The 26,636-nt window shown below is 58.0% G+C and carries 18 protein-coding genes; 10 read left to right on the forward strand and 8 right to left on the reverse strand.

All coding sequences use genetic code 11. The features are described from left to right. Positions 1-25: 25 nt before the first annotated feature. Both ACFQY0_RS04465 and hpf read right to left on the reverse strand, forming a co-directional pair. Positions 26-1,330 (reverse strand): BNR repeat-containing protein, encoded by a 1,305-nt coding sequence (locus tag ACFQY0_RS04465; protein ID WP_379709592.1) that lies wholly within the window; start codon positions 1,328-1,330, stop codon positions 26-28. 361 nt (positions 1,331-1,691) lie between these two features. Further along, complete coding sequence (gene hpf, locus ACFQY0_RS04470; RefSeq protein WP_379709594.1) at positions 1,692-2,279, reverse strand: ribosome hibernation-promoting factor, HPF/YfiA family; 588 nt, start codon at positions 2,277-2,279, stop codon at positions 1,692-1,694. A 413-nt stretch (positions 2,280-2,692) separates the two neighbouring features. On the opposite strand from hpf, the gene hrpA reads away from it, so the two are divergent. After that, positions 2,693-6,388: an ATP-dependent RNA helicase HrpA gene (hrpA, locus tag ACFQY0_RS04475; protein WP_379709597.1), complete on the forward strand. Its 3,696-nt coding sequence runs from the start codon at positions 2,693-2,695 to the stop codon at positions 6,386-6,388. An 80-nt stretch (positions 6,389-6,468) separates the two neighbouring features. Here hrpA and ACFQY0_RS04480 read toward each other — a convergent pair whose 3' ends face one another. Together ACFQY0_RS04480 and ACFQY0_RS04485 are read right to left on the reverse strand one after the other, a co-directional pair. Continuing rightward, positions 6,469-6,867: a hypothetical protein gene (locus tag ACFQY0_RS04480; protein WP_379709600.1), complete on the reverse strand. Its 399-nt coding sequence runs from the start codon at positions 6,865-6,867 to the stop codon at positions 6,469-6,471. A 19-nt stretch (positions 6,868-6,886) separates the two neighbouring features. Next, positions 6,887-7,198, reverse strand: coding sequence for a Dabb family protein (locus tag ACFQY0_RS04485; protein WP_379709603.1), 312 nt, complete (start codon positions 7,196-7,198; stop codon positions 6,887-6,889). Between the two features lie 142 nt (positions 7,199-7,340). On the opposite strand from ACFQY0_RS04485, the gene ACFQY0_RS04490 reads away from it, so the two are divergent. Beyond that, entirely contained in the window at positions 7,341-8,783 is a 1,443-nt protein-coding gene (locus tag ACFQY0_RS04490) for a phospholipase D-like domain-containing protein (RefSeq protein ID WP_379709606.1), read from the forward strand. 53 nt (positions 8,784-8,836) lie between these two features. Then, positions 8,837-11,011 carry a sulfatase/phosphatase domain-containing protein gene (locus ACFQY0_RS04495; protein ID WP_379709609.1) on the forward strand — a complete coding sequence of 725 codons (2,175 nt, stop codon included), beginning with the start codon at positions 8,837-8,839 and terminating at the stop codon, positions 11,009-11,011. A gap of 10 nt (positions 11,012-11,021) precedes the next feature. On the opposite strand, the gene ACFQY0_RS04500 is transcribed toward ACFQY0_RS04495, so the two are convergent. Beyond that, positions 11,022-13,502 (reverse strand): glycoside hydrolase family 31 protein, encoded by a 2,481-nt coding sequence (locus ACFQY0_RS04500; protein ID WP_379709612.1) that lies wholly within the window; start codon positions 13,500-13,502, stop codon positions 11,022-11,024. Positions 13,503-13,693: 191 nt separating this feature from the next. Between ACFQY0_RS04500 and ACFQY0_RS04505 the strand changes: the two genes are divergently transcribed. Together ACFQY0_RS04505 and ACFQY0_RS04510 are read left to right on the forward strand one after the other, a co-directional pair. Beyond that, the gene (locus ACFQY0_RS04505; protein WP_379709615.1) at positions 13,694-14,986 is read left to right on the forward strand and encodes a glycosyltransferase; all 1,293 of its coding nucleotides are present in this window, start codon (positions 13,694-13,696) and stop codon (positions 14,984-14,986) included. 20 nt (positions 14,987-15,006) lie between these two features. Further along, the gene (locus ACFQY0_RS04510; RefSeq protein ID WP_379709617.1) at positions 15,007-16,239 is read left to right on the forward strand and encodes a glycoside hydrolase family 57 protein; all 1,233 of its coding nucleotides are present in this window, start codon (positions 15,007-15,009) and stop codon (positions 16,237-16,239) included. Positions 16,240-16,345: 106 nt separating this feature from the next. Here ACFQY0_RS04510 and ACFQY0_RS04515 read toward each other — a convergent pair whose 3' ends face one another. The 3 genes from ACFQY0_RS04515 to ACFQY0_RS04525 all read right to left on the reverse strand — a co-directional run bounded on the left by ACFQY0_RS04515 (position 16,346) and on the right by ACFQY0_RS04525 (position 19,481). Next, on the reverse strand, positions 16,346-17,614 hold the full coding sequence (locus ACFQY0_RS04515; RefSeq protein WP_379709620.1) for a sensor histidine kinase: 1,269 nt from the start codon (positions 17,612-17,614) through the stop codon (positions 16,346-16,348). A 2-nt stretch (positions 17,615-17,616) separates the two neighbouring features. Continuing rightward, positions 17,617-18,294 (reverse strand): response regulator transcription factor, encoded by a 678-nt coding sequence (locus ACFQY0_RS04520; protein WP_379709623.1) that lies wholly within the window; start codon positions 18,292-18,294, stop codon positions 17,617-17,619. An 80-nt stretch (positions 18,295-18,374) separates the two neighbouring features. After that, the gene (locus ACFQY0_RS04525) at positions 18,375-19,481 is read right to left on the reverse strand and encodes an Lrp/AsnC family transcriptional regulator (RefSeq protein WP_379709626.1); all 1,107 of its coding nucleotides are present in this window, start codon (positions 19,479-19,481) and stop codon (positions 18,375-18,377) included. A 414-nt stretch (positions 19,482-19,895) separates the two neighbouring features. Here ACFQY0_RS04525 and ACFQY0_RS04530 point away from each other — a divergent pair, with 414 nt between their 5' ends. The 5 genes from ACFQY0_RS04530 (at position 19,896) to ACFQY0_RS04550 (ending at position 26,600) form a co-directional block, all read left to right on the forward strand. Continuing rightward, entirely contained in the window at positions 19,896-20,303 is a 408-nt protein-coding gene (locus ACFQY0_RS04530) for a hypothetical protein (RefSeq protein ID WP_379709628.1), read from the forward strand. A gap of 222 nt (positions 20,304-20,525) precedes the next feature. Further along, positions 20,526-23,621, forward strand: coding sequence for a response regulator (locus ACFQY0_RS04535; RefSeq protein ID WP_379709631.1), 3,096 nt, complete (start codon positions 20,526-20,528; stop codon positions 23,619-23,621). Beyond that, positions 23,618-24,451 carry a CheR family methyltransferase gene (locus tag ACFQY0_RS04540; protein ID WP_379709633.1) on the forward strand — a complete coding sequence of 278 codons (834 nt, stop codon included), beginning with the start codon at positions 23,618-23,620 and terminating at the stop codon, positions 24,449-24,451. The genes ACFQY0_RS04535 and ACFQY0_RS04540 overlap by 4 nt, the downstream gene beginning before the upstream one ends. Next, positions 24,448-25,041 (forward strand): chemotaxis protein CheB, encoded by a 594-nt coding sequence (locus ACFQY0_RS04545; protein WP_379709635.1) that lies wholly within the window; start codon positions 24,448-24,450, stop codon positions 25,039-25,041. The genes ACFQY0_RS04540 and ACFQY0_RS04545 overlap by 4 nt, the downstream gene beginning before the upstream one ends. Further along, positions 25,038-26,600, forward strand: coding sequence for a response regulator (locus tag ACFQY0_RS04550; protein ID WP_379709637.1), 1,563 nt, complete (start codon positions 25,038-25,040; stop codon positions 26,598-26,600). The genes ACFQY0_RS04545 and ACFQY0_RS04550 overlap by 4 nt, the downstream gene beginning before the upstream one ends. Positions 26,601-26,636 lie beyond the last annotated feature (36 nt).

Consider the following 26,636-nt stretch of genomic DNA (forward strand, 5'->3'; position numbering starts at 1 on the left):
TCTGAAAAAAACCTTGGCCTCGAGTTTATTCTACCGGGTTGAGCGGGAAGTCGACGACACTGATCTTTTTGCCCTGCTGGCCGATGGTGGAGACCCAGGCGTCATGGGCGGGGCGGTAGTCGTCACGTCCGGGCTTGCAGTTGCGGAAGAGTGACTCGGGGGCGGTGGCGATTTTTCTCCACGGGGCTGACGGGGCTGAGGGTAGTTGATAGAGGGTTCCGTCATTGAGAACGAAGAGGGTGTTCGCTTTTCCGCGAACGAAGCTGCCCTGGACGGGGGCTTTGGATCGGGTCCATTCGGCGGACTTGGGATCGCGCTGGAAGTAGGCGGGATCCCCGTTTTCTCCGCGGACGAGGACATGGACCCGACCGCTATGATCGACGCTCATGGAGCCGCCATTGATATATTTCGTTCCTGCGGGGATCGGCCAGGCACTGATGCCGGGGGTGTCGGCGGTGATGAAGGTTTTGCCGCGCTTGGCGACGAGATTGCCGTCGCTGCTTTTCCAAGTGGAGCCGCCATCATCGCTGTAGGCGTAGCATAGGTCGTGGCAGGTGCTGGAGTCCGGGGTGTCTCGCCAGCACCAGCTGAGGTGGATGCGGCCCTGATGAATGACGAGTCCGAAGGGGTAGGCGTTGACGGTGCCGTCGCCGCCCGACCAATTGAGGTCGATGATCTTGCTTTCGGCTTCGGTGTTGATGGTCCACTTGCCCGCTCGGTAGTTGAAGAGGTGGGAGTTGGCGCTGCCTGAGCCGCCACCGAGACGGAGGTAGAGGAAGAAGCGGCTGCCATCGCTGGTGAATGATGGATAGGTGACGGAGGTGATTTTCGGGCCACCGAGATTGTCTTCCACGGGGCCGAACAGATCGGAGGTCCAGGGGTGGGAGGATGGATCGTTGGCAACGGGGAGTTTGCTGCTGCGGTAGCGGAGGGTGGAAAGGTGGTGATCAAAGGAGAGGTGGATGACGCCGTCGGGTGAGATACCGAGGGAGACCTTTTCGTGCCCGTCGCCGAAGCCTCGTGAAATCTTTCCGCCCTTGCCGCGGTCTCCTTTTTCGCTGCGCTTGTAGCCGGGGAGGGAAATGACGGACCAGTCGCCGCTGGGCAGCTCCCGACGTGCGACGGAGACCTGTCGTTGGTCGTCCCAGTAGGCAGCATATTGCCAGCTTTTGTGGGTCCAAAGGGAACCCGGGCCGAAGTTCCAGGAGGCACCTTTGGCGACGATGTTTTTCGGCATGCCGTTATCGGCGACGGTGGAGACGCGGAAGTTCGGTTCGGCGGCGAGTGCCGGGAGTGCCAGAAGCAGGGCGGCGAGCGGGCGGAAAATCATGGGGAGGGATACTTTCGGAGAGGGGGTGAGCTTTCGGGAGAAGAGGGAGTTCCGAGTGTGAAGTGAAAGGCAAGTGAGCAGTGATCAGTGATCAGTGATCAGTGAGAAGTGAGAAGTGAGAAGTGAGAAGTGAGAAGTGAGAAGTGAGAAGTGAGAAGTGAGAAGTGGGCAGTGGGCAGTGGGCAGTGGGCAGTGAGCAGTGAGCAGTGAGCAGTTGGAATGGAAGTTGAGTGGATGAGGGATGCTTGCGTCGATGGCTTTGCCTTACGCGGTTCCTTCACCGTGGAGATGGGAGAGCCAAAAAAAAGCCGGGCCTCGAGGGAGGCTCCGGCTTTGAAACAGGCGCTGGCAGCGACTCTTGTTAGGAATCGAGGCGCATGGCGGCGTATTCGCCATCCTTGCGACGGTAGAGGATGGTCAGGCAATCCTTACGGGCGCTCTTGTAGAGGACGAAGGGACGGTCGGTGAGCTCCAGTTCCATGACGGCATCTTCCTTGTACATCGTGCGGATGCGGTAGTTGTCGGTGTGGACGATGAACGGCTCGGGATCGTGTTCGGATTCCTCGGGGTGATCGATTGCGGATTCATCGTAGTAGCTCTCGTCGATGTAGCGGATCGATTCGTTACGGTGGGGACGGCGCTTCTTGAGGAGGCGCGTCTTTTGCTTGCGCATGCGGCGGGCAATCTTGTCGATCGTTTCGTCGATGGCAGCATACATGTCCGGCCCTTCGGTGTGGGCTTCAATGACGATGTGGTTGGCACAGAAGAGAATGATTTCCGCGATGTGGCGGTTTTTTTGGACGTCGAGAATGGCTTTGGCTTCGATGATGCGCGGGTAGTCGAGATGGAGACCTTCGATTTTCTTGTGGGCGTATTCGCGCAGTGAGTCGGTCACGGTTTCGTGACGGACGGTCACCGTAATGGGCAGGTTTACGTTTTCAGTTTGCATCGTATTATTGCTTGTTGTTTGGGGTCCAATGGATGGCGGTTTTATCCGTCCTTATCCACCTAGTAAGCTGAACCAGAATCCGTCGAAACGCCACGCCGTTCTTGAGGAATCTGTGGCATCGCTTGAGTTTCGGGGGTTTGGGTGTGTTTGGGGTGGAAACACGAGGAATGTCCGATGGGGAACCACGGAATACGCGGAATACACGGAAGTTTATGGAACAGAGTGGGTTCGGTGAATTTAGGCGGTGGAAGCTCTAGTTTCAGCGTAAAGTTTTCAGTGCAAGAGGTGATCGATGAGCATGAATCGAGTGGTCTGGTTGGAAAAGTGCTTGATCGCAAAGGGCGGGAAAACTGGCGTTTGAGGATGGGTTCGGGCTTGTGGGGAAGCTGGGGGCGGGTTTACTCCGCGCAGGGATGGCTGTGGGTCTACCAGATTGGAATTACCCGGAACAACTTCCGGTGGTGGCGCGGCGCGAAGATATCGTGACGGCGATCCGTGATCATCAGGTGGTGGTGGTGGTGAGCGAGACGGGCTCGGGAAAGACGACGCAGCTGCCGAAGATGGTGGCGGAGGCGCTGGTGGGGACGGGCGTGAAGGGAATCATCGGCTGCACGCAGCCGCGGCGGATCGCGGCGGCGAGTGTGGCGGAGCGGGTGGCGGAGGAGTTGAAGGTGCCGCTGGGGGGATTCGTGGGGTATCAGGTGCGCTTCGAGGATCGGACGACAAAGGAGACCCGGGTGAAGTTCATGACGGACGGGATCCTGCTGGCGGAGACGCAGGGGGATCCGGATTTACGCGGCTATGCGGCGCTGATTTTGGATGAGGCGCATGAGCGCTCGCTGAACATTGACTTCCTGTTAGGTTACCTGAAGCGGCTGCTGGAGAAGCGCAGGGATCTGAAGTTGGTGATTTCGTCGGCGACTTTGGATGCGGGGGCGTTTGCGAGGTTTTTTGAGGGTGGCTTGGAAGCCGCTCCTCCGGTGCCGGTGATTGAAGCGGAAGGACGGACCTTTCCGGTGGAGGAGGTGTTCATGCCGGGGCGGGAGGATGAGGATACGGTGGATGGCGTGCTGCGGGCGACGGATTGGCTGGGCGATGTTGGCGAGCTGGGTGATGTGCTGGTTTTCCTGCCGGGTGAAAGGGAGATTCGTGAGTGTGCGGATGCGCTGGAGGGCCGACGCTATCCGAATACGGAGGTGCTGCCGCTTTTCGCGCGGCTGGGGCTGGATGATCAGCAACGGGTTTTCCACCCGGGACCGAAACGGCGAATCGTGCTGGCAACGAATGTGGCGGAGACCTCGCTGACGATTCCAAGAATCGTCTGCGTGGTGGATTCGGGTCTGGCGCGGGTGAGCCGATGGAGTCCGGGACGCGGGGTGCAGCGCTTGCAAATCGAGGGGGTGTCGCAGGCGAGTGCGCGTCAAAGGAAAGGGCGATGTGGACGTGTTAGAGAAGGGGTCTGTGTAAGGCTTTATTCCGAAGAGGAACTGGAAGAACGGGCGGAGTTCACGGATCCGGAGATACGACGAAGTTCCCTGGCAGGGGTGATTCTTCGAATGAAGTCGCTGGGGCTTCCGGACATCGAGGAGTTCCCATTTCTCGATCCGCCGGCATCGAAGGCGATTTCGGAGGGGTACCGGGCTCTTCGGGAGGTGGGAGCGCTGGATAAGCATCGCAATCTAACAGAACGCGGCTGGGCGATGTCGCGCATGCCGGTGGATCCCCGCCTGGCGCGGATGCTGATGGAGGCGAACGAGGAAGGGGTGCTGGCGGCGGTGCTGCCGGTGGTGGCGGGGCTGGAGTCGAATGACCCGAAGGAGCGCCCGGCGGAGAAGGCGAAGGAGGCCGACAAGGCGCATGAGAAGTGGCGGAACGAGGATAGTGATTTCCTCGGGATGCTGGGATTGTGGACGGATCTGCAGGAGTTCCGGAAGGGGCGGAACTGGCAGGGGAACAAGCTGCGCAAGTTCTGTCGGGTGAGGTTTTTGAACTACCGCCGGGTCACGGAATGGGCGAATGTGCATGATGAACTGCGGGATCTGCTCAAAAGGGAGTTGAAGTGGGATGTGGGAGAGAAGGGAACGCCTGGAAAGGTCGATTCGGCATCGTTTCACCGCTCGCTTTTGGCGGGAGCGCCAAAGCAGTTTGGTTTGTGGGACCGGGAATCGAAGAGCTACCGCAGTGCGAACGGCGGATACTTTGCGGTCTTTCCGGGGTCGGGTTTGTTCGGAGGAAAGCGGACCGACTGGGTGATGGGGATGGAGCTGGTGGAGACGACGCGGCTGTGGGCGCGTCGTGTGGCGAAGATTGATCCGGAATGGGTCGAGCAGGTGGCACCGCATCTTTGCCGGGTGCGCTACAGCGAGGGTCATTGGGATGAAAATCAGGGGGCGGTGTATGCGAAGGAGTCGGTGATCTGTGGAGGACTGCCGATCATTGCTGGACGGCGGGTGCATTTCGGGCGGATCGATCCAGTGGCGGCGCGGAAGATTTTTATTCGGGAAGGGCTGCTGCAGGGCGGGGTCAAGGGGGAGTCGAAGGCGATTGCGCGACTGGCGGAGTTGAAAGAGGAAATCGAGTCGATCGAGGACAAGCTGCGTCGTGGCGGCGGTTTGTGGAGCGATGAGGCGGTGGTGGAGTTTTTCGAAAGCCGGCTGCCCGAGGGGATGTGCACGGCGAAGGCGTACCATCGCTGGCGGGCAAAGCATGAGGACGCGAATCTTCCGACGCGTGAAGATGTGGTGTTGGAGGACCTCGAGGACTTTGATCTTTCCGGGCATCCGGATGGGATGCGGCACGGGGACCAGGAGTATGCGCTCTACTATCGCTGTGCGCCGGGTGAGCGGGATGATGGCGTGACATTCGGCGTGCACGTGGATCAGTTGCCCGGCCTGCCGGACTGGCTGCCGGGATGGGGGGTGCCGGGAGACCTGTGGTACCGGACGGAGTGGATGATCCGATCATTGCCGAAGGATCTGCGTCGGGAATGTCAACCGGTGGCAGGGCGGGCGGATGAATTTTCCGACGAGTGGCGTGATCGGGAGAAGGATGGTTTTTACGAAGTACGGCTGGCGCAGTACTTGAGTCAGGTCAGCGGTTTCGAGGTGCGGCCACAGGACTTCGATGTGGCGCGGATGCCGGATGATCTGGTTACCAAGGTCTGGGTCTGCGACGACGATGGCAAGGAGCTGGCATTTGGCACGGATGTGGCGGCGCTGAAACTGCAGCTGGGGAGTGTGGTGCAGGAGCGCTTCGAGGAAGCGGCGAACGAGGAGTGGGAGCAGAGTGGCTGGATGGAGTGGCCGGGCGAAGTGCCGGAAGAGGCGGAAACGTCGGCTGGCGTGGCTTATCCGGCCCTGGTGGACGAGCTGGAAAGCGTCGGGACACGGGCATTTTCCAGGCTGGAAGACGCGGCGCAGTCGCATCGGGCGGGTGTGGCGCGATTGCTGATGATGGCGCAGCCGGAGCAGGTGGCCTATGTGAGGAAGCGGATGCCGCTGGGGTTGATGGCGAAGGTCGAGCTGCCGAAGATGAAGTGTCCGATGGAGGATATCATCGCGCTGGCAGCGGAAGGGGCGCTGGGCCAGGGAAGGATTTCGACGGAGGAGGAATTCTCCAGGCGCGCCGAGGTGGCGCGAGGGAATTGGTGGGAGGCGGCAACGAAGATCGGTGCGGCCCTTGATGCGAGCATTGATGGCATGCAGCTGGTGCGCGAGTGGCTGCATGAAAACCGGAACGATCGGCACTTGGGTGAGATCGCGGATGATTTGGAGGAGCAGCTTGTTTGGTTGTTCCGCTCGCGCTTTGCGTGGCGCTCGGGCTATGCGCGGGTGATCGATTATGAGCGCTACCTGAAGGGGATTCAGTCGCGGCTTGGGCGCCTGAAGAGTTTGCCGATCGTCAAGGATCTGGAAAAGATGGATCGGGTGCGGAAGTACTGGGAGCCCTGGTATGCAGAGTTGATCCGCCGCCCCGAGGATCCGGGGCTGTGGGACTACGGATGGAAGCTCGAGGAGTTTCGGATCTCGGTTTTTGCCCCGGATGTGGGGGTGAGGGAAAAGGTAAGTGAGAAGGTGTTGGAGAAGTGGCGGGCCCCAAGTGGCGAGTGAAAAGTGAAAGTCAGTGAAGAATCGAAACGCCAAGGCGCAAAGTTCGCCAAGCTGATGCTGTGGATCAGGGGGCGTTGAATTTAGTCCCCCCAAGTCTCATCGATAATTTGCTCTTCGCGGATAGTAAATTCTACGGCCATGTCTCCCCAAGAGGCATCTCCTGTCCAAAAAACGCCAACGGTGTTGCTATCCGCGAAGGATGCGATATTCACATGAGTCAATTGACCGCTACTCGCTTTGATTTCCGGAGTCGATTGAAAGTAGGTCGCTATGCGACTCTTCATCTCACCTTCAATTGAGCTCACGTTGGCTAGAATCGAATCGAGTTCTTCTTGAAGAGGTAGATTCAATCTTGATTCGTAGCTAATAAAGTCGAGACCTCGATAGGTGAAGGTCCACCAGGAATGCTTCAAGTCGAATGTTAGCACTATACCATCGACCCAGATCGTTGGGTTCGGCTTTGATTTGCGACCGAACATCTTACTGGGACGACGAGAATTATTTTTGGCTGGAAAGCAAGTCCCGGACCTGGACGGTTTCCCACCAGGTGCTGAAGTTGGCGATGAACTTGTCGTGGTCGGGGTGGACCTGATAGGCATCCTGGTCGGCGACGGATTTGAAGCGCATCGACGTGGCGTAGTCCCAGGATTGGTCGATCACGGGACGCTCCATGACGGGGGCGGGTTTTCCCCAGATGCCACCTTCAACTTGGGGGATCTTGAAAAGAGCGTCGAGGCCGGCTTCGAAGGCGGCGCGGTCGCTGTCGTTTTTATGTTCGGGCTTCAACCAGAAGTAGACGTGATGTTCCATGCCCGAGTGTTAGCGGCATGAGCGCTGGAGAGCAAGGGTGGGATGGTGGCGCCGATGGTGGCAAGTGGCGGCAATCGATTTTCATGGATGATGGATCCGGCCGGACCTTGCGCTTGAGTGGTTTTGAGACGAGCCTAGCGCCATGGTTGGTCGACTGCTTCGGATGGCATGGGTGGGACTTGGTGGTGCTTTGTTGCTCGGTTGTGGCAGCATGGTGGAACGTGGGGCTCAATCACTCGAAGGGTTGCCACCGGCGACTGACTCATTGACGACCACGGCGAATCTCGGGCAGACGGCATTTCGGGCGACGGTGGTGGCGACGCTGCGTCAGCCGGTGACCTCGACAAGGACCGGGCTGGCGATGTTCTGGCACCGCTCGCGCGAGGTTGTGGTGGGGAACGTACCGGTCTCCATGTCGTTGATGGAGTTGCCGGAGGAGCAGCCGGGAACCGAGGCCTTCGAACGATTTCTTGATGGCGAGGGCCTGCCGAAGCGTGAGTTGGGCCGGGTGAAGTGTCTGGTGGATGGGCCGGGATTTTTCGGGGAGTTCGATCGCCAGCTCGAAAAGGCGAGTCGGTCAGTGGATGTGCAGATCTACATCTTTGACAATGACGACATTGGGGTGCGCTACGCGCAGAAGCTGGCAAGGAAGTCGTCGACGGTGCCGGTGCGGGTGCTTTTCGACGACATGGGGACGAATACGGCGATCATGGCGCCACCTTTGACACCGGCTCCGGATGGCTTTTTGCCGCCGGAGGATATGAAAGCCTGTCTGAAGGATGGCTCGAATGTGGCTGTTAGGCGGACCTTGAATCCATGGCTGGTGGCGGACCATACGAAGCTGTTGGTGTTTGACGACAAGACGGCGATTCTGGGTGGGATGAATATCGGCCGGGAGTACTACTCGGAGTGGCATGACCTGATGCTGAAGGTGGAGGGGCCAATTGTCGGAAGTCTGGCACGCGAGTTCCAGTCGGCCTGGCGGAAGGCGGGACCGTGGGGAGATCTGGCGGGGCTTTTCCCGGGAAGAAAAATTCAGTGGCCGGATGTGGTGGGTAATGACGTGCCGCTTCGGATTCTGAGGACGGATGCCCCATCAGGGCGCTCGGAAGTCCTCGAGGCCTCGATCGCAGCGATGCGGGCGAGTCGGGAGCGAATCTGGATTCAAAATCCTTACTTTGCGTCTGATGATCTCGCTCGTGCAGCTCAGGATGCGGCGCGGCGGGGAGTGGACGTGCGGGTGATTTTTCCGTTGGAGAATGATTCCCGGCTGATGGAACTCTCGAATCTGGAAACGGCACGCGGATTGATTTCGGCGGGGGTGAAAGTTTATCACTACCCGGTGATGACTCACTTGAAAGCAATGATTTGCGATGGGTGGGCAACGGTCGGCTCGGCGAATTTCGATGTGCTGAGCATGAGGCTCAATCGCGAATTGAATCTGGCATTCTCCGACGAGCGAAGTGTCGCGGATCTGGCTGACTCAATCTTTCTTCCTGATTTCCGTCGCTCGAAACGGGTCAAGCTGGAGGATACGGAGTCGCCGATGGCGCCCTTCGTCGAATCGGTGGCTGATCAACTTTAATCCGCTGACGGATTCCCTTGTAAGGGCGCCGGGTGGAGGGCGTAATCCCCTCCATGCGTCAGTTCCTGCTTCTTGGATTCCTCTGCTCGACGGTGTTCGCCGCCGAGAAGCCAAATATTCTTTTCATTTTCTCGGACGATCATGCGCTGAATGCGATTTCTGCCTATGGTGGACCGCTGAAGGAAATTGCACCGACCCCCAATCTCGATCGGATCTCGGACGAGGGCGCGATTTTCACCCGCTCGTACTGCAGTAACTCGATCTGTGGTCCCTCGCGCGCGGCGATTTTGACAGGCAAGCACAGCCACGTGAATGGCTATCTTGATAACAACAACTCGGCCTTTGACGGCAACCAGACGACTTTTCCGAAGTTGCTCCAGAAGGCGGGATATCAAACGGCGATCGTCGGCAAGTGGCATTTGGTTTCGGATCCCCAGGGGTTTGATTACTGGGAAATCCTCCCGGGGCAGGGGAGTTACTACAACCCGGACTTTCTTCAGCAGGACGGGACGAAGAAGCGTTACACGGGATATTGCACGGACCTGATCACGGATCGGGCCCTTGAGTGGCTTGATCAGCGGGACAAGGACAAGCCGTTCCTTCTGATGTGCCAGCATAAGGCACCGCACCGGAACTGGAGTCCGGCACCCCGTCACTATGACCTCTTCGAAGGAGAGACGATCCCTGAACCGGAGACATTGTTTGATGACTACTCCGGTCGCAGCGTCACATTGAAGGAACAGAAGATGTCGATCGCGAAAGACATGCACTGGTCTCACGACATGAAGATTCATGGCGAGAATCCGTTTCCTGAGAGCTTCGCGAGCGGCATGGCGAATGGGGAATACACTCGGATGAATGATGAGCAGAAGAAGCTTTGGGATGCTTCCTATGAATCGCGAAATCAGGAGATGATCTCGAAGGTGAAGTCGGGTGAACTCAAGGGAGATGGCATCACCAGCTGGAAATATCAGCGCTACATCAAAGACTACCTGCGTTGCATCCGGGCGGTGGATGAGGGGGTGGGCCGCGTGCTGGACTATCTCGACAAAAACGGTCTGCGGGATAACACCATCGTGATTTATTCCTCCGATCAGGGTTTCTATCTTGGTGAGCATGGATGGTATGACAAGCGCTGGATGTTCGAGGAAAGTCTGGCCATGCCTTTCCTGGTTCGCTGGCCCGGGGTGGTGAAGCCGGGATCTCGCTCGGGGACGATGATTCAGAATATCGACTACGCGCCGACCTTTCTCGAGATCGCTGGTGTGGAGATCCCTGAAACGATTCAAGGACGAAGTCTGTTGCCGGTGCTGAATGCCTCAGGCGGGAAGCCGAAGGACTGGCGTGAGGGAATCTACTACTTCTATAGTGGCGAGCAGACCCATCAGGTGGCGGCGCACGATGGGGTAAGGGACGAGCGATACAAGCTGATGCGTTTCCCAGGGACAAACGAATGGAACCTCTTCGATCTGGAAAAGGATCCTCAGGAAATGAAATCAGTGCACGACGACCCGGAGTACGCCCCGGTTCTGGAGAAGATGAAGGAGCTCTATGACAATCTGCGTTCGGAATATCAAATGAACGAGGCGACCCTGCCTGCAAACCGAAAAGGTGAGAAATGGTGGAAGGATCGTCATGCCGCCAAACGGCTGGAGGCGAAGAAGGGCGGCTACGATATGGTATTCATCGGAGACTCGATCACCCAGGGATTTGAGGGAGCTGGCAAGGCGACCTGGGAGAAGTATTACAAGGATCGCAAGGCTCTGAATCTCGGATTCTCGGGCGATCACACCGAGCATGTGCTGTGGCGATTGCTGAGCGGGGAGATCGAGAATGTGGACCCCAAGTTGTTCGTGCTGATGATTGGAACGAACAACACCGGGCACCGCCAGGATGCGCCGGAAAAGACGGCGTCTGGGATTCGCCTGATCCTCGATCTGCTGCGTGACCGGAATCCCGATGCGAAGATTTTGCTGCTTTCCGTTTTTCCCCGGGATGAGAAACCCGATGGGAAGCACAGGAAGATCAATGAGGGAGTCAACGAGCTCATCAAACCGATGGCGGATGGTGAGATGATCCACTGGCTCGACCTGACGGACGTGTTTCTCGATGACGACGGCATCCTTCCGAAGACGACCATGCCGGACAGCCTCCATCCGAAAGGGCTTGGCTATGAGATGTGGGCCGAGGCGATGGAGCCGAAGATCAAGGAGTTGATGAAGGATTGAGACATCCTACTCACTTTCCTGGGGTGCCAATGCTTTTTGGGGAAGCCTTCTTCGCGGGTTTCCACTCGAGTTTGACGGAGAAGAAATTGCGATGGGTGTTGACGCGGTAGCGACCGTCGTCGCCGCGGACGGCGCGCTGTTCGTGCTCGTCGATGACGACCCGAATGTCGGCTTCTTCGCTGTCGATGCCGCAAAAGGTGAGGTGAATGGTTTCGTAGCCGGGCTCGTAGCGGCCTTGCCATTCGCGGTGGAGCGAGAGATTCCCCGGCCCGCCTTCCAGGCGGATCTTTGACTCGCGAAAGCCGCCGTCTTTCCAGGCCTGGCCATCGCCTTCGTCTTCGTACCATTCGCTGACTTCCTTACCGTTCTTCGTCCAGATCCGGAGTTCGGGTTCGGGGTGTTCGACCTCGCCGACGTATTGCTGAACCGGCCAGTGGGGAATCACAGCACCGCTGCGGACGAAGACCGGGATGCGGTCGAGCGGACATTCGATCCAGATGTCTTTAGCGACGGCTTTCGGATGAGAGTCGTCGTGGTAAGCGAACCAGTCACCTTTCGGCAGGTAAAGGAATCGTCCCTCCTCGCCTTCGGCCATGATCGGCACGACGTAGAGGTGATCGCCAAAGAAGAACTCGGCGCTTCGCCAGTAAGCATCGGGATTGTTGAAATCCACGAAGGGCAGCGAACGGAGCATCGGAGTGCCATCGCGGACGTACTGGCGGAAGGTCGTGTAGACGGTCGGGAGAAGTTGGTAGCGGAGTTCGATGGCGTCGCGCACGAGCTCCGTGGTCTTCCTGTCAAAGGACCATGGCTCCTGGTCACCGTGGTCTCCTGACGAGTGCGTTCGGAAAAAGGGATGGAATACCGCGAGCTGGACCCAGCGCAGGTAAAGCTCGGCAGTCGGTGTTTCGATGAAGCCCCCGACGTCCGAACCGACGAACGAAATTCCGCTGGATGCGAGCCGCTGGCACTGGAGGTTGGCCATGTTGAGGTGTTCCCATGAGGCGACGTTGTCGCCGGTCCAGGCGCAGGCGAAGCGCTGGGTGCCGGCGTAGGCGGATCGAGTGATCGAGAAAGTCCGACGTCCATTGCTGTGGCGGCGCAGGCCCTCCTGAGTGGCGCGGACCATCTGCATGCCGTAGATGTTGTGCGCCTTGCGATGAGAGCAGGGGTTGCCGTCGTAATCGTGGCGGACATCGCGCGGGAAGGTCCCTTCCTCGAAGACGGCGGGCTCGTTCATGTCGTTCCAAATGCCGCGGATCCCGGTCTCGGCGATAAGATCGTGGAACAGTCCGGCCCACCAGTCGCGAACTTTGGGATTGGTGAAATCCGGGAAATGGCAGAGTCCCGGCCAAACGGAGCCCTTGAATAGGGCGCCGTCCTGACGTCGGCAGAAGTAGTTCTTGTCGTAGGCTTCCTGCCAGACAGGGTAATTTGGATCGATCTTCAGGCCGGGATCGATGATCGCGACGGTTTTGAACCCGTCTTTCTCCAGATCCGCGACCATCTTTTTCGGGTCAGGAAACCGCTCGGCATCCCAGGTGAAGCAGCGGTAGCCGTCCATGTAGTCGATGTCGAGATAGAGCGCATCGCAGGGGATGCGGCGCGAGCGGAAGCCATCGGCAATGTTTCTAACAACGGCCTCGGGATAATAACTCCACTTGCACTGATGGTAGCCGAGCGTCCATAGCGGCGGCATGTTGACCAGGCCTGTTAGGCGCGTGTAGCGTCGGATAACATCGAGTGGTTCGGGACCGTTGATGAAGTAGTAGTTCATCTCACCGCCCTGGGAGAAGAACGACGTGACTTCCGGACGTTCCGCGCCGAGGTCGAAACTGGTGCGGAAGGTGTTGTCGAAGAAAATGCCGTGTGCCGAGCCCTTGCAGAGGCTGATGTAGAAGGGGATGTTTTTGTAGAGAGGGTCGGTGTCGGAGGTGTAGGCATAAGTGTCGCTACCCCACATCTGAAACCGGCGACCGCGCAGGTTGAGATCACAGGATTTGTCGCCGAGGCCGTAGAAGTATTCGCCGTTCTGGCAGACCTTGCTCATCTTGACGATTTCGCCACCATATTGCTTGTTCTCCTGCCAGTGATAGCCCTTTTCATCCTGACTGAGAATCACGCCGGAATTGGTATCAGTCACGGTCGTTTTCAGACCGCCGCGATTGATCCGGATCGAAAGGTTGCCGGTTTTGATGGCGACACCATCGCCGAATTCAACGACTTCGTGAACCGGAACCTCCGGCTGAAAATCGGGATCGAGGGCGTAACTGAAGTCCCTTTCGAAACGCCCTTCCGGGGTGAAGCGAAAACGCACCACACCATCGTCGACAAGCGAGACGCGAAGGAGCACGCCATTGTCGGTGAGAAACTCGAACACGCCGTTTCCGAGTTGGCGGAACTCGGTCATGCTACCGGGGGAGAAGTCCGCGACACCTTTGGTGGTGCGCGCCTTCTCCATGTAATTGCCTGAAAAATCTTCGGAAGCCATGGACTGTGTGGGTTAATCTAAAGTGGAGCGTGGATCGTGCCAAGCTCCAGAGTCGGAGGTGAAGAGCAAGGGGACGCGTGACGATACGTGAATCCTCGCAAATTCTCTGGACTTTGGCGCAGCGGATGCTCAGGGGTTGCTATGGTGGAATCGAGGTTAAAGGGTTTGGCTGCGTATTATCTCTCTTCGCTATGAAACGGTTGCGAATTTTGAAGCTTGGTTGGGAGTTTCCTCCGTTGATCAATGGTGGACTCGGGATCGCATGTCTCGGGATCTCGAAGGCGCTGGCCAAACATGTGGATCTCAGCGTGATCGTGCCAAAAAGCGCACCCGACGTGCAATTTGAAGGTTTTTCCCTGACCGGACTCAACAACCTCAAGGCGACGGAACTTCTGACGACCGAGGAAAAATACCGCTATGAGAGTTTCGCGAGAATCGAGCGGGTGCCGATTCACCTCGACCCCTATTCCAGCGATGAAACCACTGTCGAAAGGATCCGCATGGAGCCGGGGGGCGAAGTGGCTTTTGCCAGGACGACGCAAGTTCAGCTCGATCGTTTCAAGATGGATGACCTCTACGGTGGTGATCTGGCAATGAAGGTGATCGAGTTCTCCAAGGTGGCGGCGAAGTTGGCGATGCTCCAGGATTTTGACATCGTCCATGCCCATGACTGGATGACCTATCTCGCGGGTGTCGAGGTGAAGAAAGCCACAGGCAAGCCGCTAGTGGTGCACGTCCATGCCTCACAATATGACCGGGCGGGCGCGGACGCGCGCGGATGGATCTATGAGGTGGAAAAATACGGAATGGAGGAAGCGGACCGGGTCATTCCGGTAAGCCAGTACACGGGTGATGTGTGTGCCGGCCACTATGGGATCGACCCGGGGAAGATCCGTCCGGTTCATAATGGCGCCGACCCGGTGGATGTTTTCCATACGAAGAAGAAATTTCCCGAGAAGCTCGTCCTCTTCCTGGGTCGTCTAACCGCTCAGAAGGGACCGGAGTTTTTCCTCGAGATCGCGAGCAAGGTGCTCGAAAAGAACAAGGACGTGCGCTTCGTGATGGCCGGAACGGGGGAAAGGCTGAGGCCTTTGATCGAGAGTGGGGCGTTCCGGGGTCTTGGAGGTTATTTCCATTTCACGGGCTTCCTTAACAAGGAGAAGGTCAACGAATTGCTCTCGATGACCGATGTCTACTGCATGCCTTCGGTATCAGAGCCCTTCGGTCTCTCGGCCCTTGAGGCTGCCCAGTTCGGGATACCGGCGGTGATTTCGAAGCAATCCGGGTGTGCGGAGGTCATTCAGGGAGCGCTGGTAGCGGACTTCTGGGATACCGAGTTGATGGCAAAGCACATCAGTGACTTGCTCAACGATGAAGTGCTGCGGGAAAAAGTCGTGCGTCAGGCGGCCGAGGACATTGCGTCGTCGACTTGGGATGCGGCGGCCGAGAAGGTGGTGAAAGTCTATCGCGAACTTGTTCCTTGAAAGTCAAACCACCAGCCTCAGTGCCGGACGTATCCCTCTACTTCCAGGTGCATCAGCCGAACCGCCTGATCCCTTACGATTTCTTTCGGATCGGTGAGCATGCGTTCTATGAAGACGATCTGCTGAATGCGGAAGTGCTCTCAAAGGTATCCGAGAAGTGCTATCTGCCGGCGAACGCCATGTTCGAGGAATTGCTGAAGAAGCACAAAGGCAGCTTCCGCATCGCCCTTTCCATCAGTGGCACGGTCATCGAGCAGATGAAGGCGCATCGGCCGGATGTGCTGAAGTCCTTCCAGAGTCTGGTGGCGACAGGACACGTCGAACTCCTCGCCGAGACCTACTATCATTCGCTGGCCTATCTGCATTCGAAGAAGGAATTCGAACGCCAGGTGGAGTTGCACCTCGACCTGATGGAGGAGGTGTTTCAAGTCCGCCCACGGGTGTTCCGCAATACCGAGTTGATCTATAACAATGCCGTGGCGGCGCAGGCGGAGACGATGGGATTTGACGGGATCCTGGCAGAGGGCGTCGGCTGGTCGCTTAATGGCAAGTCCCCGAACTTCCTGTATCGAAGCCCGGAGGTTTCGCAGGTGAAGACGATTCTCCGGAATCCCGGTCTTTCGGATGATGTCGGTTTCCGTTTCTCCGACAGGAACTGGAGTGAGTGGCCATTAACCCCGGAAAAATTCGCGAGGTGGATCGCGGAGGCAGAGGGTGATGTGGTGAACCTCTTCATGGATTACGAATCGATTGGCGAACACCAGTGGGAGGATACCGGCATCTTCGAGTTCTGGAGGGATTTGCCGGAAGCGATCATGGAGGAGGACATCCGCTGGGTGACTCCCAGTGAAGTCGTCGATCTTTACCGCGCTTCGAAGGTGTATGACTGCCACTGGCCGACCTCATGGGCGGATGGCGAGCGCGACCTGAGCGCGTGGATGGGGAATGTGATGCAGCAGGAGGCGATCGGGAAGATTCACAAGCTGGAAAAGGAAGTGATCGAGGCAAAGGATGAGGACCTGACCCATGTGTGGGCGAAGCTTCAGACATCCGATCACTTCTACTGGATGTCGACGAAGGGAGGGACCGATGGTGGCGTCCATCAGTATTTCTCACCCTACGGATCGGCGTACGATGCCTACATCTATTTCATGAACACGCTGGCTGATTTGCAGGTCCGCTTGGCACGCATCCGGGAAAAGGCGGCGACAAATGGACCTGTGAAAAACGATGCCGAAAAGAAGATCGTTTAGGCTCGGGGCTCTCCTCAGCAGACAACGCTGGGGGAAGGGACGCGCTGCGCCTGATGGGATGGGATTTGATCTGAGAAGGTCGACCCTCCCCGCGGGCGCCAGGGATCTAGGAGGCGGGTAGGGACTCCTCTGAATCAGTATCCGTGAGGCGGGCTTCCGCATCGAGGGGGATTTCGATGGTGAAGCGGGTGTCATCGCCGGGCGTGGAGGTGACGGAAATGGTTCCGCCGTGTGCTTCGATGGCGCGCTTGACGATTGAGAGTCCGAGTCCGGTGCCCTTGATGTCATCCTGGGAGTGATGCTTTTCCACGCGGTAGAAGCGACGGAAAATGTGGGCGAGATCGGCGCTTGGAATGCCGATACCGTTGTCGGCGATCCAGATGCGGGTCACGCCGTTTTCGCGAACGCAGCCAATGGTTACGGTCAGACCTTTGCGCGGGTTCTGTTTGAGGGCGTTTTCGACGAGATTGAAGAGCACCTGGGTCCAGTAGAAGCGGTCACCCTGGAGGATCAGCTTTTCATCAGGCATCTCGATGACGATGTGGGCTTGCTGGTTCTGAATGACGAGTTCGAGACGTTCGAGCACGTCCTGGATGCAGGAACGGACCTTGAAGGGTTTCACGGTGAGCGCTGCGGCTTCACCGGACTCAAGTCGGGAAATGACCAGCATGTCCTCGACGATCCGCGCGATCCGCTCGGAGTGCTTGCGCATGACGCTGAGGAAACGCCGGGTGATGGCAGGATCTTCTAACAGGCCGTCGTCCAGCAGGTTTTCCAGGTAGCCGTTGATGATGGCAAGGGGGGTCCTCAGTTCGTGGGATGCATTCGCCACGAAGTCTTTTCGGATCTGCTCGGTTTGGTGTTCGCTGGTCACGTCACGAATGACCACGCGGGTCGTTGGATTTTCCTTCGGGCTTCCCGGGACGCGGGCGGCATCGATCACCCAGGCATTGACGCCTCGCTGTTCGAGGTCGCCGAGGGGGGAGGCCTGTTGGGGGAGAATGATACGGCTGTTGCTCGCTTCGCCGGTTTCCAGGCAGCCCGTGAGGGCTTCGGTCATGCGGCGATCGAGAAAGGCTTCCTGGACGGAGAGTCCGACCAGTTCGCGGCCTCGGAAGAGTTGCTGGGCGGCTTTGTTGGCGAAAAGAATCGTGGCATCCGAGTCGACCAGCAGGAATCCTTCGTCGAGCGCATCGAGGAGCTGATTGCGGTCCTTGCGTGCTTGCTTGAGGTCGAGGTCCAGACGCGATTTCCAGGTGGTGACTTCTTGTTTGAACTCGCGACGTGCCCGACGCAGGCGAAGTGCCACGAGAGCAAGGGCAAACAATGCCGCGAGGGCTGCGGCAATGGATAGATTGGCGAGAGTTTCGTTCATCCTCAGAGGGATGAGACGCAGTAACCGATCCCGCGTACGGTTTCAACCATCGCTGCATGTTCACCAAGTTTCTGACGGAGTCGCTTCATGTGAGTGTCCAGCGTGCGGCTGTGGACATCGTCGCTATAGCCCCAGACGGTACGCAGCAGGTCGTTGCGGTCCTGGGGCTTGCCCGCTCGCTCGGAGAGGAAGACAAGGAGCTTGAACTCCGTGGAGGTCAGATCGACCGGTTCGCCATCGAGGTAGAATTTGAGGTCGTTCTTATCGAATCGGAAGGGGCCGTATTCGAAGGACACGGAACCTGGTGCGGCCTCGGAGCGTTTCAAGACAGCCTGGACACGAAGCATCAACTCCTTGGGTGAGAAGGGTTTGGTCAGGTAGTCGTCGGCACCGGCCTCGAGCCCTTTGATGCGGTCCTCGGTCTGCGCGCGGGCGGTGAGCATGATGACGGGAACTTCGCGGGTGCGGGCGTCCCTCCGGATTTCCTTAAAGACCTTGAAGCCATCCTTTCCGGGAAGCATCAGATCGAGGATGACCAGATCCGGGCATTGGTGGAGCGCCATGCTGGCGCCCTCGATGCCATCATGTGCCTTGGAAACCTCGAAACCGGCCCGCTCGAGATTGAAGCCGATCAGATCGGCAATGTCTCGTTCGTCTTCAATGATCAGAACTCGCTGCATTCGGTCGATTGATTAGGGCGAATGTGTCACGAGTCAAACGGGTGATCCGTGACGAAATTGTCGCAATCGGCAGCGAGTTCCTACTGGACGGCGACTTTGGCGTGCCACTCTGCGTAGATCTTCGGCGAAATCTCCGACGGCTTGATTTCCGAGCGACCTCCCCAGAAGACGTTGGTGTAGGAAACGGGGATGCCGACCGACTCGAGATGGCGGTCGATGGCTGCTTTGTGCTCGAGCACCTTGTCTTTTTCGGTGCCGTGGACCACGCCCATGATGTTGACATTTCCGAACTGCGGTCCGCCCTCGCGCCAGTAGGCGTGGGTCATGCAGTGGTGACGGCCGACTTCACTGCCGGCTTCCTGCTCGCGTCCTTTCGGCACGGCCCAGTGGAAGAGGCCGTTGAAGCGCGTGACGCGTTCGCCGGTCGAGGAGGGTTTGACGTGTTCGAGGAAGGTGGAAAAACGGCCGATGACCTGTTTCTCGTTGAGCGAACGGGCGACCTCACAGAAGCGCTCGCGGGAGACGCCGGCAACCTCGGCGCGACCGGTCCACGGGTCGGCGATGATCTCGTCGAGGGTGAGTTCTTCTTTCAGCGAAAGCAGCACCTTCCATTCCTCGTCAGTGAGATCCGCAGGAACGGTGGTCATCATGACGGCGGGTTCGTCGAGTTTGGCACCGGGTTCGAGACCTTTGCGGCGAACATGGCCGACCCCGAGAGCGAAGACGCCGTTCGCCGGCATGAGGAGGTATTCGTCGGCGCCGACAAGGTTTTTCAAAACGGTGGCGTGGTGGTCAAGGGACTCGCCGACAGGCACCTTGAGCGTGGTCCAGAGGCGGTAGCCCGAGCCGGAAACTTCCGTATCGGTCGAGCGAATCACGACGTGGCCGGAAAACGGGTCCTCTTTTGCCATGAAATCGAAGGCGGCGTTGAGCTTTTCTTCCGGTAGGCGCCAGGCGACGAGCGCGCCGTGGGCGAGCTTGGTGGCGAGCAGGGTCTGGCGGACGCGGCGGATCACGCCGGCTTCCTGCATGGCCTTGATGCGTTCGAGGACCGTGTCGAGATCGACGCCGCTGGCTTCAGCGATGACGTGGAAGGGCTTTTCCTGGAATCCGGCGACGAGGTCTTCGGAAACGGCGAGGATTTTGGCGTTGATCGGGTCGTTGTGTTCGACGGGGACGGTCTGCATGCCGGGAAGCTAGGAGGAGATTGCCGGGGCCGCCACGCGGAAATTGCGGGAATTGGGGCGGGAAATGCGGTGGCGTCGCGTCGCGTCGCGTAAAAGGCTTCGCCTCACGCGATCCCCGCGTAGAGGGCCCTCGGGCTCACGTGATTCCCGCGTAGAGGGCTCCTGTTGAGGTGATTTCCGCGAAACGGGCTCTTTGGCTCACGTGATTCCTCGGCTTTTGGTGATATCGGGCGCGGTTGCTGGAGCCGGGATCAAATTGAGAGTTTGGGCTGGTAGAGTTTTCTGATCGGCAATGCGAGTAATTCGGTCGATATTGCACGAGCGTCATGGGCAACGCTTGACGGTTCGAAGCCACAGGTGACTGCTTTTGGAGGTCATTCAGGCGTCCCGTAAAACGGGGAAGAATAGAATAACATGAAAACCCTTTGGCTGGCCAGTTTTGTAGTGATGATGGCTTCGTGTAGGCCATCCACTAGAACGGAGATGGAATGCGGTATTGGAGTTCGAAACGATGGGACTCTCGATACGCGTGCGATCACGGTTAGATTCAACGGACGAGAATACTCGTTTGGTGGTGTAAAGCCCGGTAGTTTCGCGTTGCACGGAGGCGGATTATATTTGGAGGAAGGGAAAGCTTACCCACCCGTTGAGTTTGAATTCGGGTTGATGAAGGACTACCCCAAGGAGGACATCATTGAGATTGAATGGGATGGCATGCCAATTCCAAGCGGGTTCAAACCTCCGGGAGAATACCCGGCTCTAATGATCGTTATTTATCCTGGTGTTGAGGGGAAGAAGCCTGGGATTGTTTGGAGGGAGTGAAACTCCTGGTCCCTCGCTGTTGCTGCTTACAGAGTATCGTGAAGGAATGAAGGGTCAATCTCCACCTCCTGGCTGGGCAACGCCCTTTTCATTGAGCTCGTGAAGCTCCCCTATGGGTTCCGTTAGGCGGCGCCGGGACGCTCGGCGGCGGGGCCATCAGGGCGCGGCGGGGGACTTGACGGGGGAATGGTGCTGCCTGAGGGTGGAGCAACTTAAATCTGAATGACCAAACGATTCGAAAGCCGCTCCGAGCGATTCATTCTTCCAGCTGCGGCGGCACTGACGGTGGTAGTGGCGCTGATCGATTTCCTCCTGCCTTTGGGCTATGCCATTTTCGTTCTGTATTCGATTCCGATTGCCTTGACGTTCTGGACGCTGAAGCCGGCGAGCGCGCCCGCTGCGGCGATGATTGCCAGCATTCTGATCACGGTGCACTACTTCACCGCACCAGAGGGAACCAATTACCAGATTGTCGGCTGGAATCGCGGCTTGGGAATCGTGACCTTGTGGGTGATGACGGCGATTGGCTACCGTCTGATCAATGTCCGGGTCGAATCGCGTCTGGAATCGTGGCTCAAGGAAGGTCAGGCCCAGATGGCGGAATGTCTGGTCGGTGAGCAGGAGTTATCAGAGTTGGGCGACAATGTGCTGCAGATGCTGAGCTCGCATTTGGGCGCCTCGACCGGCGCGATGTATATCGGAGCAGGAAAGGGATTCGAGTGCTGCGCAACCTATGGGGTGGAAAAGGGCGACGTTCCACAAAGCTTCGCGCCAGGTCAGGGGCTGCTGGGGCAGGTGGTGAAGGATGAGAAGATCTTTCACGCCAGCGATCTGCCGCCTGACTTTCTGAGGGCGAAGTCGAGTCTCGGCGAGGTGTCACCGCGGGAGGTGTTGATCATTCCCATCCGTCACAACAAGAGGGTGACCGCGGTGGTGGAGCTTGGTTTCCTGGGGGCCACGGAGTCGACAGACCTCATGTTCCTCGATCGGGTGGAAGAATCGTTAGGGGCTGCTGTGCAGGCGGTGAAATACCGGATGCGACTGAAGGATTACCTCGAGGAAACCCAGCAACAATCCGAGGAGGTGCAGGCTCAGAGCGAGGAACTGCGGGTCTCAAACGAGGAACTCGAGGAACAATCGCGGGCCTTGCAGGAATCGCATGCGCGGATGGAGCTCCAGCACACCGAGATGGAGCAGATCAATGCGCAGCTTGAGGAGCAGACGAATTTCCTGGAGAAGCAGAAGCAGGATTTGCTGGAGGCAAAGATGACACTCGAGCGTCAGGCTCGCGAGGTGGAGCAGGCAAGCCGCTTCAAATCGGATTTCCTTGCGAACATGTCGCATGAGTTGCGGACGCCCCTGAACTCCTCGATGATTCTTGCCAAGCTGTTGGCTGAGAACCGCTCCGGCAATCTTTCTGAAGAGCAGGTGAAGTACGCCAAGACGATCGAGTCGTCTGGCAACGATTTGCTGACGCTGATCAATGATGTGCTTGATTTATCGAAGATCGAGGCAGGGCACATGGAGATCCATCCGGAGCCGATCGAGGTCGAGGAGTTGGTGGAGGGGTTGCGAAATACCTTTGAACCGGTCGCCGCCAAGAAATCGCTCGAGTTGCGAATGGAAATCGAGCCCGGTGTCCCCAAGAGCATCGAGAGCGACTCGCAGCGTCTCGAACAAATCCTGAAAAACCTCCTTTCGAATGCGCTGAAGTTTACCGAGAACGGGAAAGTGATGGTGCGGGTGAGTCCCGTGCCAGGGGGACGGGTTGGCTTTGTCGTGAGCGACACGGGCATCGGCATCACCCCGGAGCAACAACGGATCATTTTCGACCCCTTCTTCCAGGCCGATGGCACGACCAGCCGGAAGTACGGGGGAACGGGGCTCGGCTTGTCGATTTCCCGAAATCTGACGCGTCTGCTGGGCGGGGAGATCCAGCTATCGAGCGAAGCGGGTCGGGGCAGCGCTTTCACGGTAGTGGTGCCGGTGACGTATGAGGGAGGTGCAGAGGAAGAGATCAAGATCAGTGACACCCCGCAGGAAGCGCCGATCACGGAGACCGAAGAGCGCGAGCCCGAGGTGGTGGAGATGGGAAGCGTGCCTGATGATCGGGAGGTCTTGATCGAATCGGACCGCGTGATCCTCACCGTGGAAGACGACATCACCTTCGCCAAGATCGTGTATGACCTGGCGCGTGAGATGAGCTTCAAATGCCTGATCGCCACCACGGCGGAGGAAGCCCTGATTCTGGCCTCGGACCATCTTCCCAATGCCGTGGTGTTAGATGTGGGATTGCCGGATAATTCCGGATTGATTGTGCTTGAGAGATTGAAGGGTGATCCGAGGACCCGGCATATTCCCGTGCACGTGGTTTCCGGGAGTGACTACACCCAGACAGCGCTGGCACTGGGGGCGGTGGGCTACATGCTCAAGCCGGTGAAGCGCGAACAATTGGTGGAGGCGTTCAGGAAACTGGAGACGCGCTTCACGCAGACCCTGCGCCGCGTGCTGGTGGTGGAGGACGATTTTGCCCAACAGGAGGCGATGCGCGGCCTGCTCGGATCGCGCGATGTCGAGACGGTTTGTGTGGAAACGGCGGCGGACTGTCTGGAGCAGCTTCGAACCACCACCTTTGATTGCATGGTGCTGGACCTCAGTCTGCCCGACGCGACGGGCTTTTCTCTGTTGGAGACCTTGAGCGAAGGCGATACCTACTCGTTTCCGCCGGTGATCGTCTACACCGGGCGAGAGCTGCGTAGTGAAGAGGAGCAGCGGCTGCGGAAGTATTCGAAGTCGATCATCATCAAGGGCGCCAAATCCCATGAGCGTCTGCTCGACGAGGTTTCGCTGTTCCTGCACCAGGTGGTTTCGGAGCTTCCCCCTGAAAAACAGCAGATGCTGGAGAAGGCCGGTAATCGTGATTCGGCTCTGGAGGGGCGGCGAATCCTGGTGGTCGAAGACGATGTTAGAAATATCTTCGCACTGTCGAGCCTGCTTGAAGGACGCGGGGTCCAGCTGAAGATCGCACGCAACGGCCGCGAGTCGCTGGAAATGCTGGAGAAGTCCGATGCGGAGCCTGAAGGGAAGGTGGATCTGGTGCTGATGGACATCATGATGCCCGAGATGGACGGCCTTACGGCCATGAGGGAGATCCGCAAGCAGGCGAAGTGGAAGAAGCTTCCGATCATCGCCCTCACTGCAAAGGCGATGAAGAGCGATCAGGAGGAATGCATCTCCGCCGGGGCCAACGATTATCTCGCAAAGCCTCTGGACGTCGATAAGCTGCTGTCCTTAATTCGAGTCTGGATGCCGCGATGAAGAGCGACCTTTCCGCAACCGAGGAGATTGAGATGAAGCTCCTGACCGAGGCGATCTTCAGGAAGTATCATCATGATTTTCGCGGCTATTCGGAGGCATCGCTGAAGCGCCGGATGATGAAGGCGAAGGAGCACTTCGCCTGTGCAAGCCTTTCTGAACTCCAGCACCGGATTCTACATGAGCCGGATGTGATCTCGAAGCTGCTGCCTTTTTTAACGGTGCAGGTGAGCGACATGTTCCGCGACCCGTCCTACTTCCGTGCCTTGAGGGAGCGGGTGATTCCTCATTTGAAGACCTACCCTTCGCTCAAGGTCTGGATCGCGGGTTGCAGCGCGGGTGAAGAGCTCCATTCGTTTGCCATCCTGTTTCGCGAAGAGGGTCTTGAAGAGCGCACCATGTTCTATGCCACAGATATCAATGAGGCAGCGATGAGGAAGGCCGAGGAAGGCGTCTACGAGATGGATCGGGTCGCCCAGTTTACCGAAAATCACCGCCTCTCGGGTGGCAAGACATCGCTTTCCGATTACTATTCGACGGGATACGGCAGGGCCAAGTTCGATCGCAGCCTGCGTGAACGGACCGTGTTCGCAAATCACAGTCTGGTATCGGATGCGGTATTTGCGGAGACTCACCTCATTTCATGCCGCAATGTCATGATCTACTTCAATCGCGACCTGCAGAACCGAGCGGTGGGATTGTTCAAGGATTCGCTGGTAAGGCGCGGGTTCCTCGGTCTGGGATCCCGCGAGACCTTGCGTTTCAACGATCATGTCGCGGAGTTTTCTGAATTCGAAGCCAAGGAACGTATCTACCAGAAAGGCACGGAATGAAGGTCGAAAAAGGAAAGGATGTTGGAGCTGTGGTGATCGGAGCCTCGATCGGTGCAGTGGAAGCCTTGTTGAGGATTCTGCCGGAGCTGCCGGATGACTATCCCTTGCCGGTGTTGGTGGTGGTGCATGTGCCGCCAGATGGGAGGTCTGCCTTGCCTGAGTTGTTCCGCGAGCGCTGCCGGATGCCGGTCAAGGAGGCTGAGGACACCGAGGCGATTCGGGCGGGAACAATTTATTTTGCGCCCTCCGACTACCATCTTCTGGTCGACCCCGATTGTACCGTCTCACTCTCGAACGAAGAGGCGGTGCACTACTCACGTCCGGCGATCGATCCGCTCTTCGAGACGGCAGCAGACGCCTGGGGTGACCGCCTGCTGGGAGTGGTTCTAACAGGTGCGAGCAAGGACGGAGCGTTGGGGCTGCGTGCCGTGGAATCCGCTGGAGGCGCGACCCTCGTCCAGGACCCCGAAACCGCGGAAGGGATGGCAATGCCAATGGCCGCGCTCGAAGCCTGTCAGGATGCACGAAGCCTGAGTCTGGACGAGATCGCCCAATTTATCGCAAACGAATTTCCCCTGATTTTGAAATGACATCCACCCGTTCCATCAAATTTCTACTTGTCGATGATCTGGATGCCAATCTGGTGGCGCTGGCGGGTCTGTTAGAGAGACCCGGGCTTGAATTGCTGATGGCACGTTCCGGACGGGAGGCTCTGGAGATTTTGTTAGAGCACGAGGTGGCACTGGCATTTCTGGATGTGCAGATGCCGGAGATGAGCGGCTTTGAGTTGGCGGAGCTGATGCGTGGGACGGAGAGGACAAGGGATGTGCCGATCATCTTCCTGACGGCGGGGACGGTGGATCAGAAGCGGCGAATCCGGGGATATGAAACGGGAGCCGTGGACTTCCTGCCGAAGCCCATCGACCCGGAAATCCTGCTGAACAAGGCGACGACATTTTTCGAGCTGGCGAAACGGCGTGAGGAATTACGCGAAAGCGAGGCGCGGCTGAGGGCTGCGAACGAGGAGCTCGAGCGGAAGAATGCGGAGCTCGCGGAATCAGGCGTGCAGAAGGACCGCTTTCTGGCGGTGCTGGCTCACGAACTGCGGAATCCAATCGCACCGGTCCTGACCGGCCTCGAAATGATGGTGACGGCGGATAACTGCCCGAAGGAGATTGTAGACTTGGCGGAGATGATGCGCCGTCAGATTGGGCAGATGGTTCATCTCATCAACGACCTGCTCGATGTTTCCCGAATCAACACCGGCAAGATCGCGCTAAGGATGGAGCGGGTGGATATCAATGAGGTGGTCACGGAGGCGATGGAGTCGGCCCGGACTTTCATCGACAGCCGGGGGCATGAACTAAGCTTCGTGAGCGAGAATGATTCCCTGGCGGTGGAGGGTGATCGACACCGACTCTTTCAGGTCGTCTCGAACATGCTTTCAAACGCAGCGAAGTACTCGCCGCCCAATGGCAAGATCGATGTAAAGTCTGGAATCGATGGGGACGGGAACGCTTATGTGACGGTGCGGGACAATGGTGAGGGGATTTCTGAGGAAAATCTTCCGAAGATATTCGAGATGTTCGAACAGGTGGATTCCTCGCGGCAGGAAGGTTTGGGTATCGGTCTGACCCTGGTGATGAATCTGATGGAGCTTCACGGCGGAGGGGTCGGGGCAACGAGCGAGGGTCTGGGGAAGGGCAGCGAATTCAGGATTTGGTTACCTGCATTGGTTCAGAGGAAAGAAGAGAAACCGGTGATTCTGAATCGGCCGGAGAACCGGCAGTTCGCGCCGGCCAAGGTGATGGTCGTGGACGACGGCAAAAGCACGGCAGACATCATCGTGATGTTTCTCAATCTCGAGGGAATGGAAACGCGGGTGGCTTACAATGGAGAGGAAGCCGTGAGGGTGGCGCGCGAGTTCAAGCCTGAGATGATTTTCATGGATCTCGGCATGCCGAAGATGGATGGCTACCAGGCAGCCGAAGAAATCCGAAAGCTGGACCCCGATGTGATCATGATCGCGGTGAGTGGATGGGGACGGGAAGAGGACAAGCGCCGGTCAAAGGAAGCGGGCTTTGACGGTCATGCGGTGAAGCCGGTTGAGCCTGAGGATTTGAGGCAGTTTCTCTCGCTTATCTGTTAGGTGCTCCTCCGACGAACTCCGAAGATCAACGTGGCG

Origin of the sequence: Haloferula chungangensis (assembly GCF_042664875.1) — a bacterium.
Classification (GTDB): domain Bacteria; phylum Verrucomicrobiota; class Verrucomicrobiia; order Verrucomicrobiales; family Akkermansiaceae; genus Haloferula; species Haloferula chungangensis.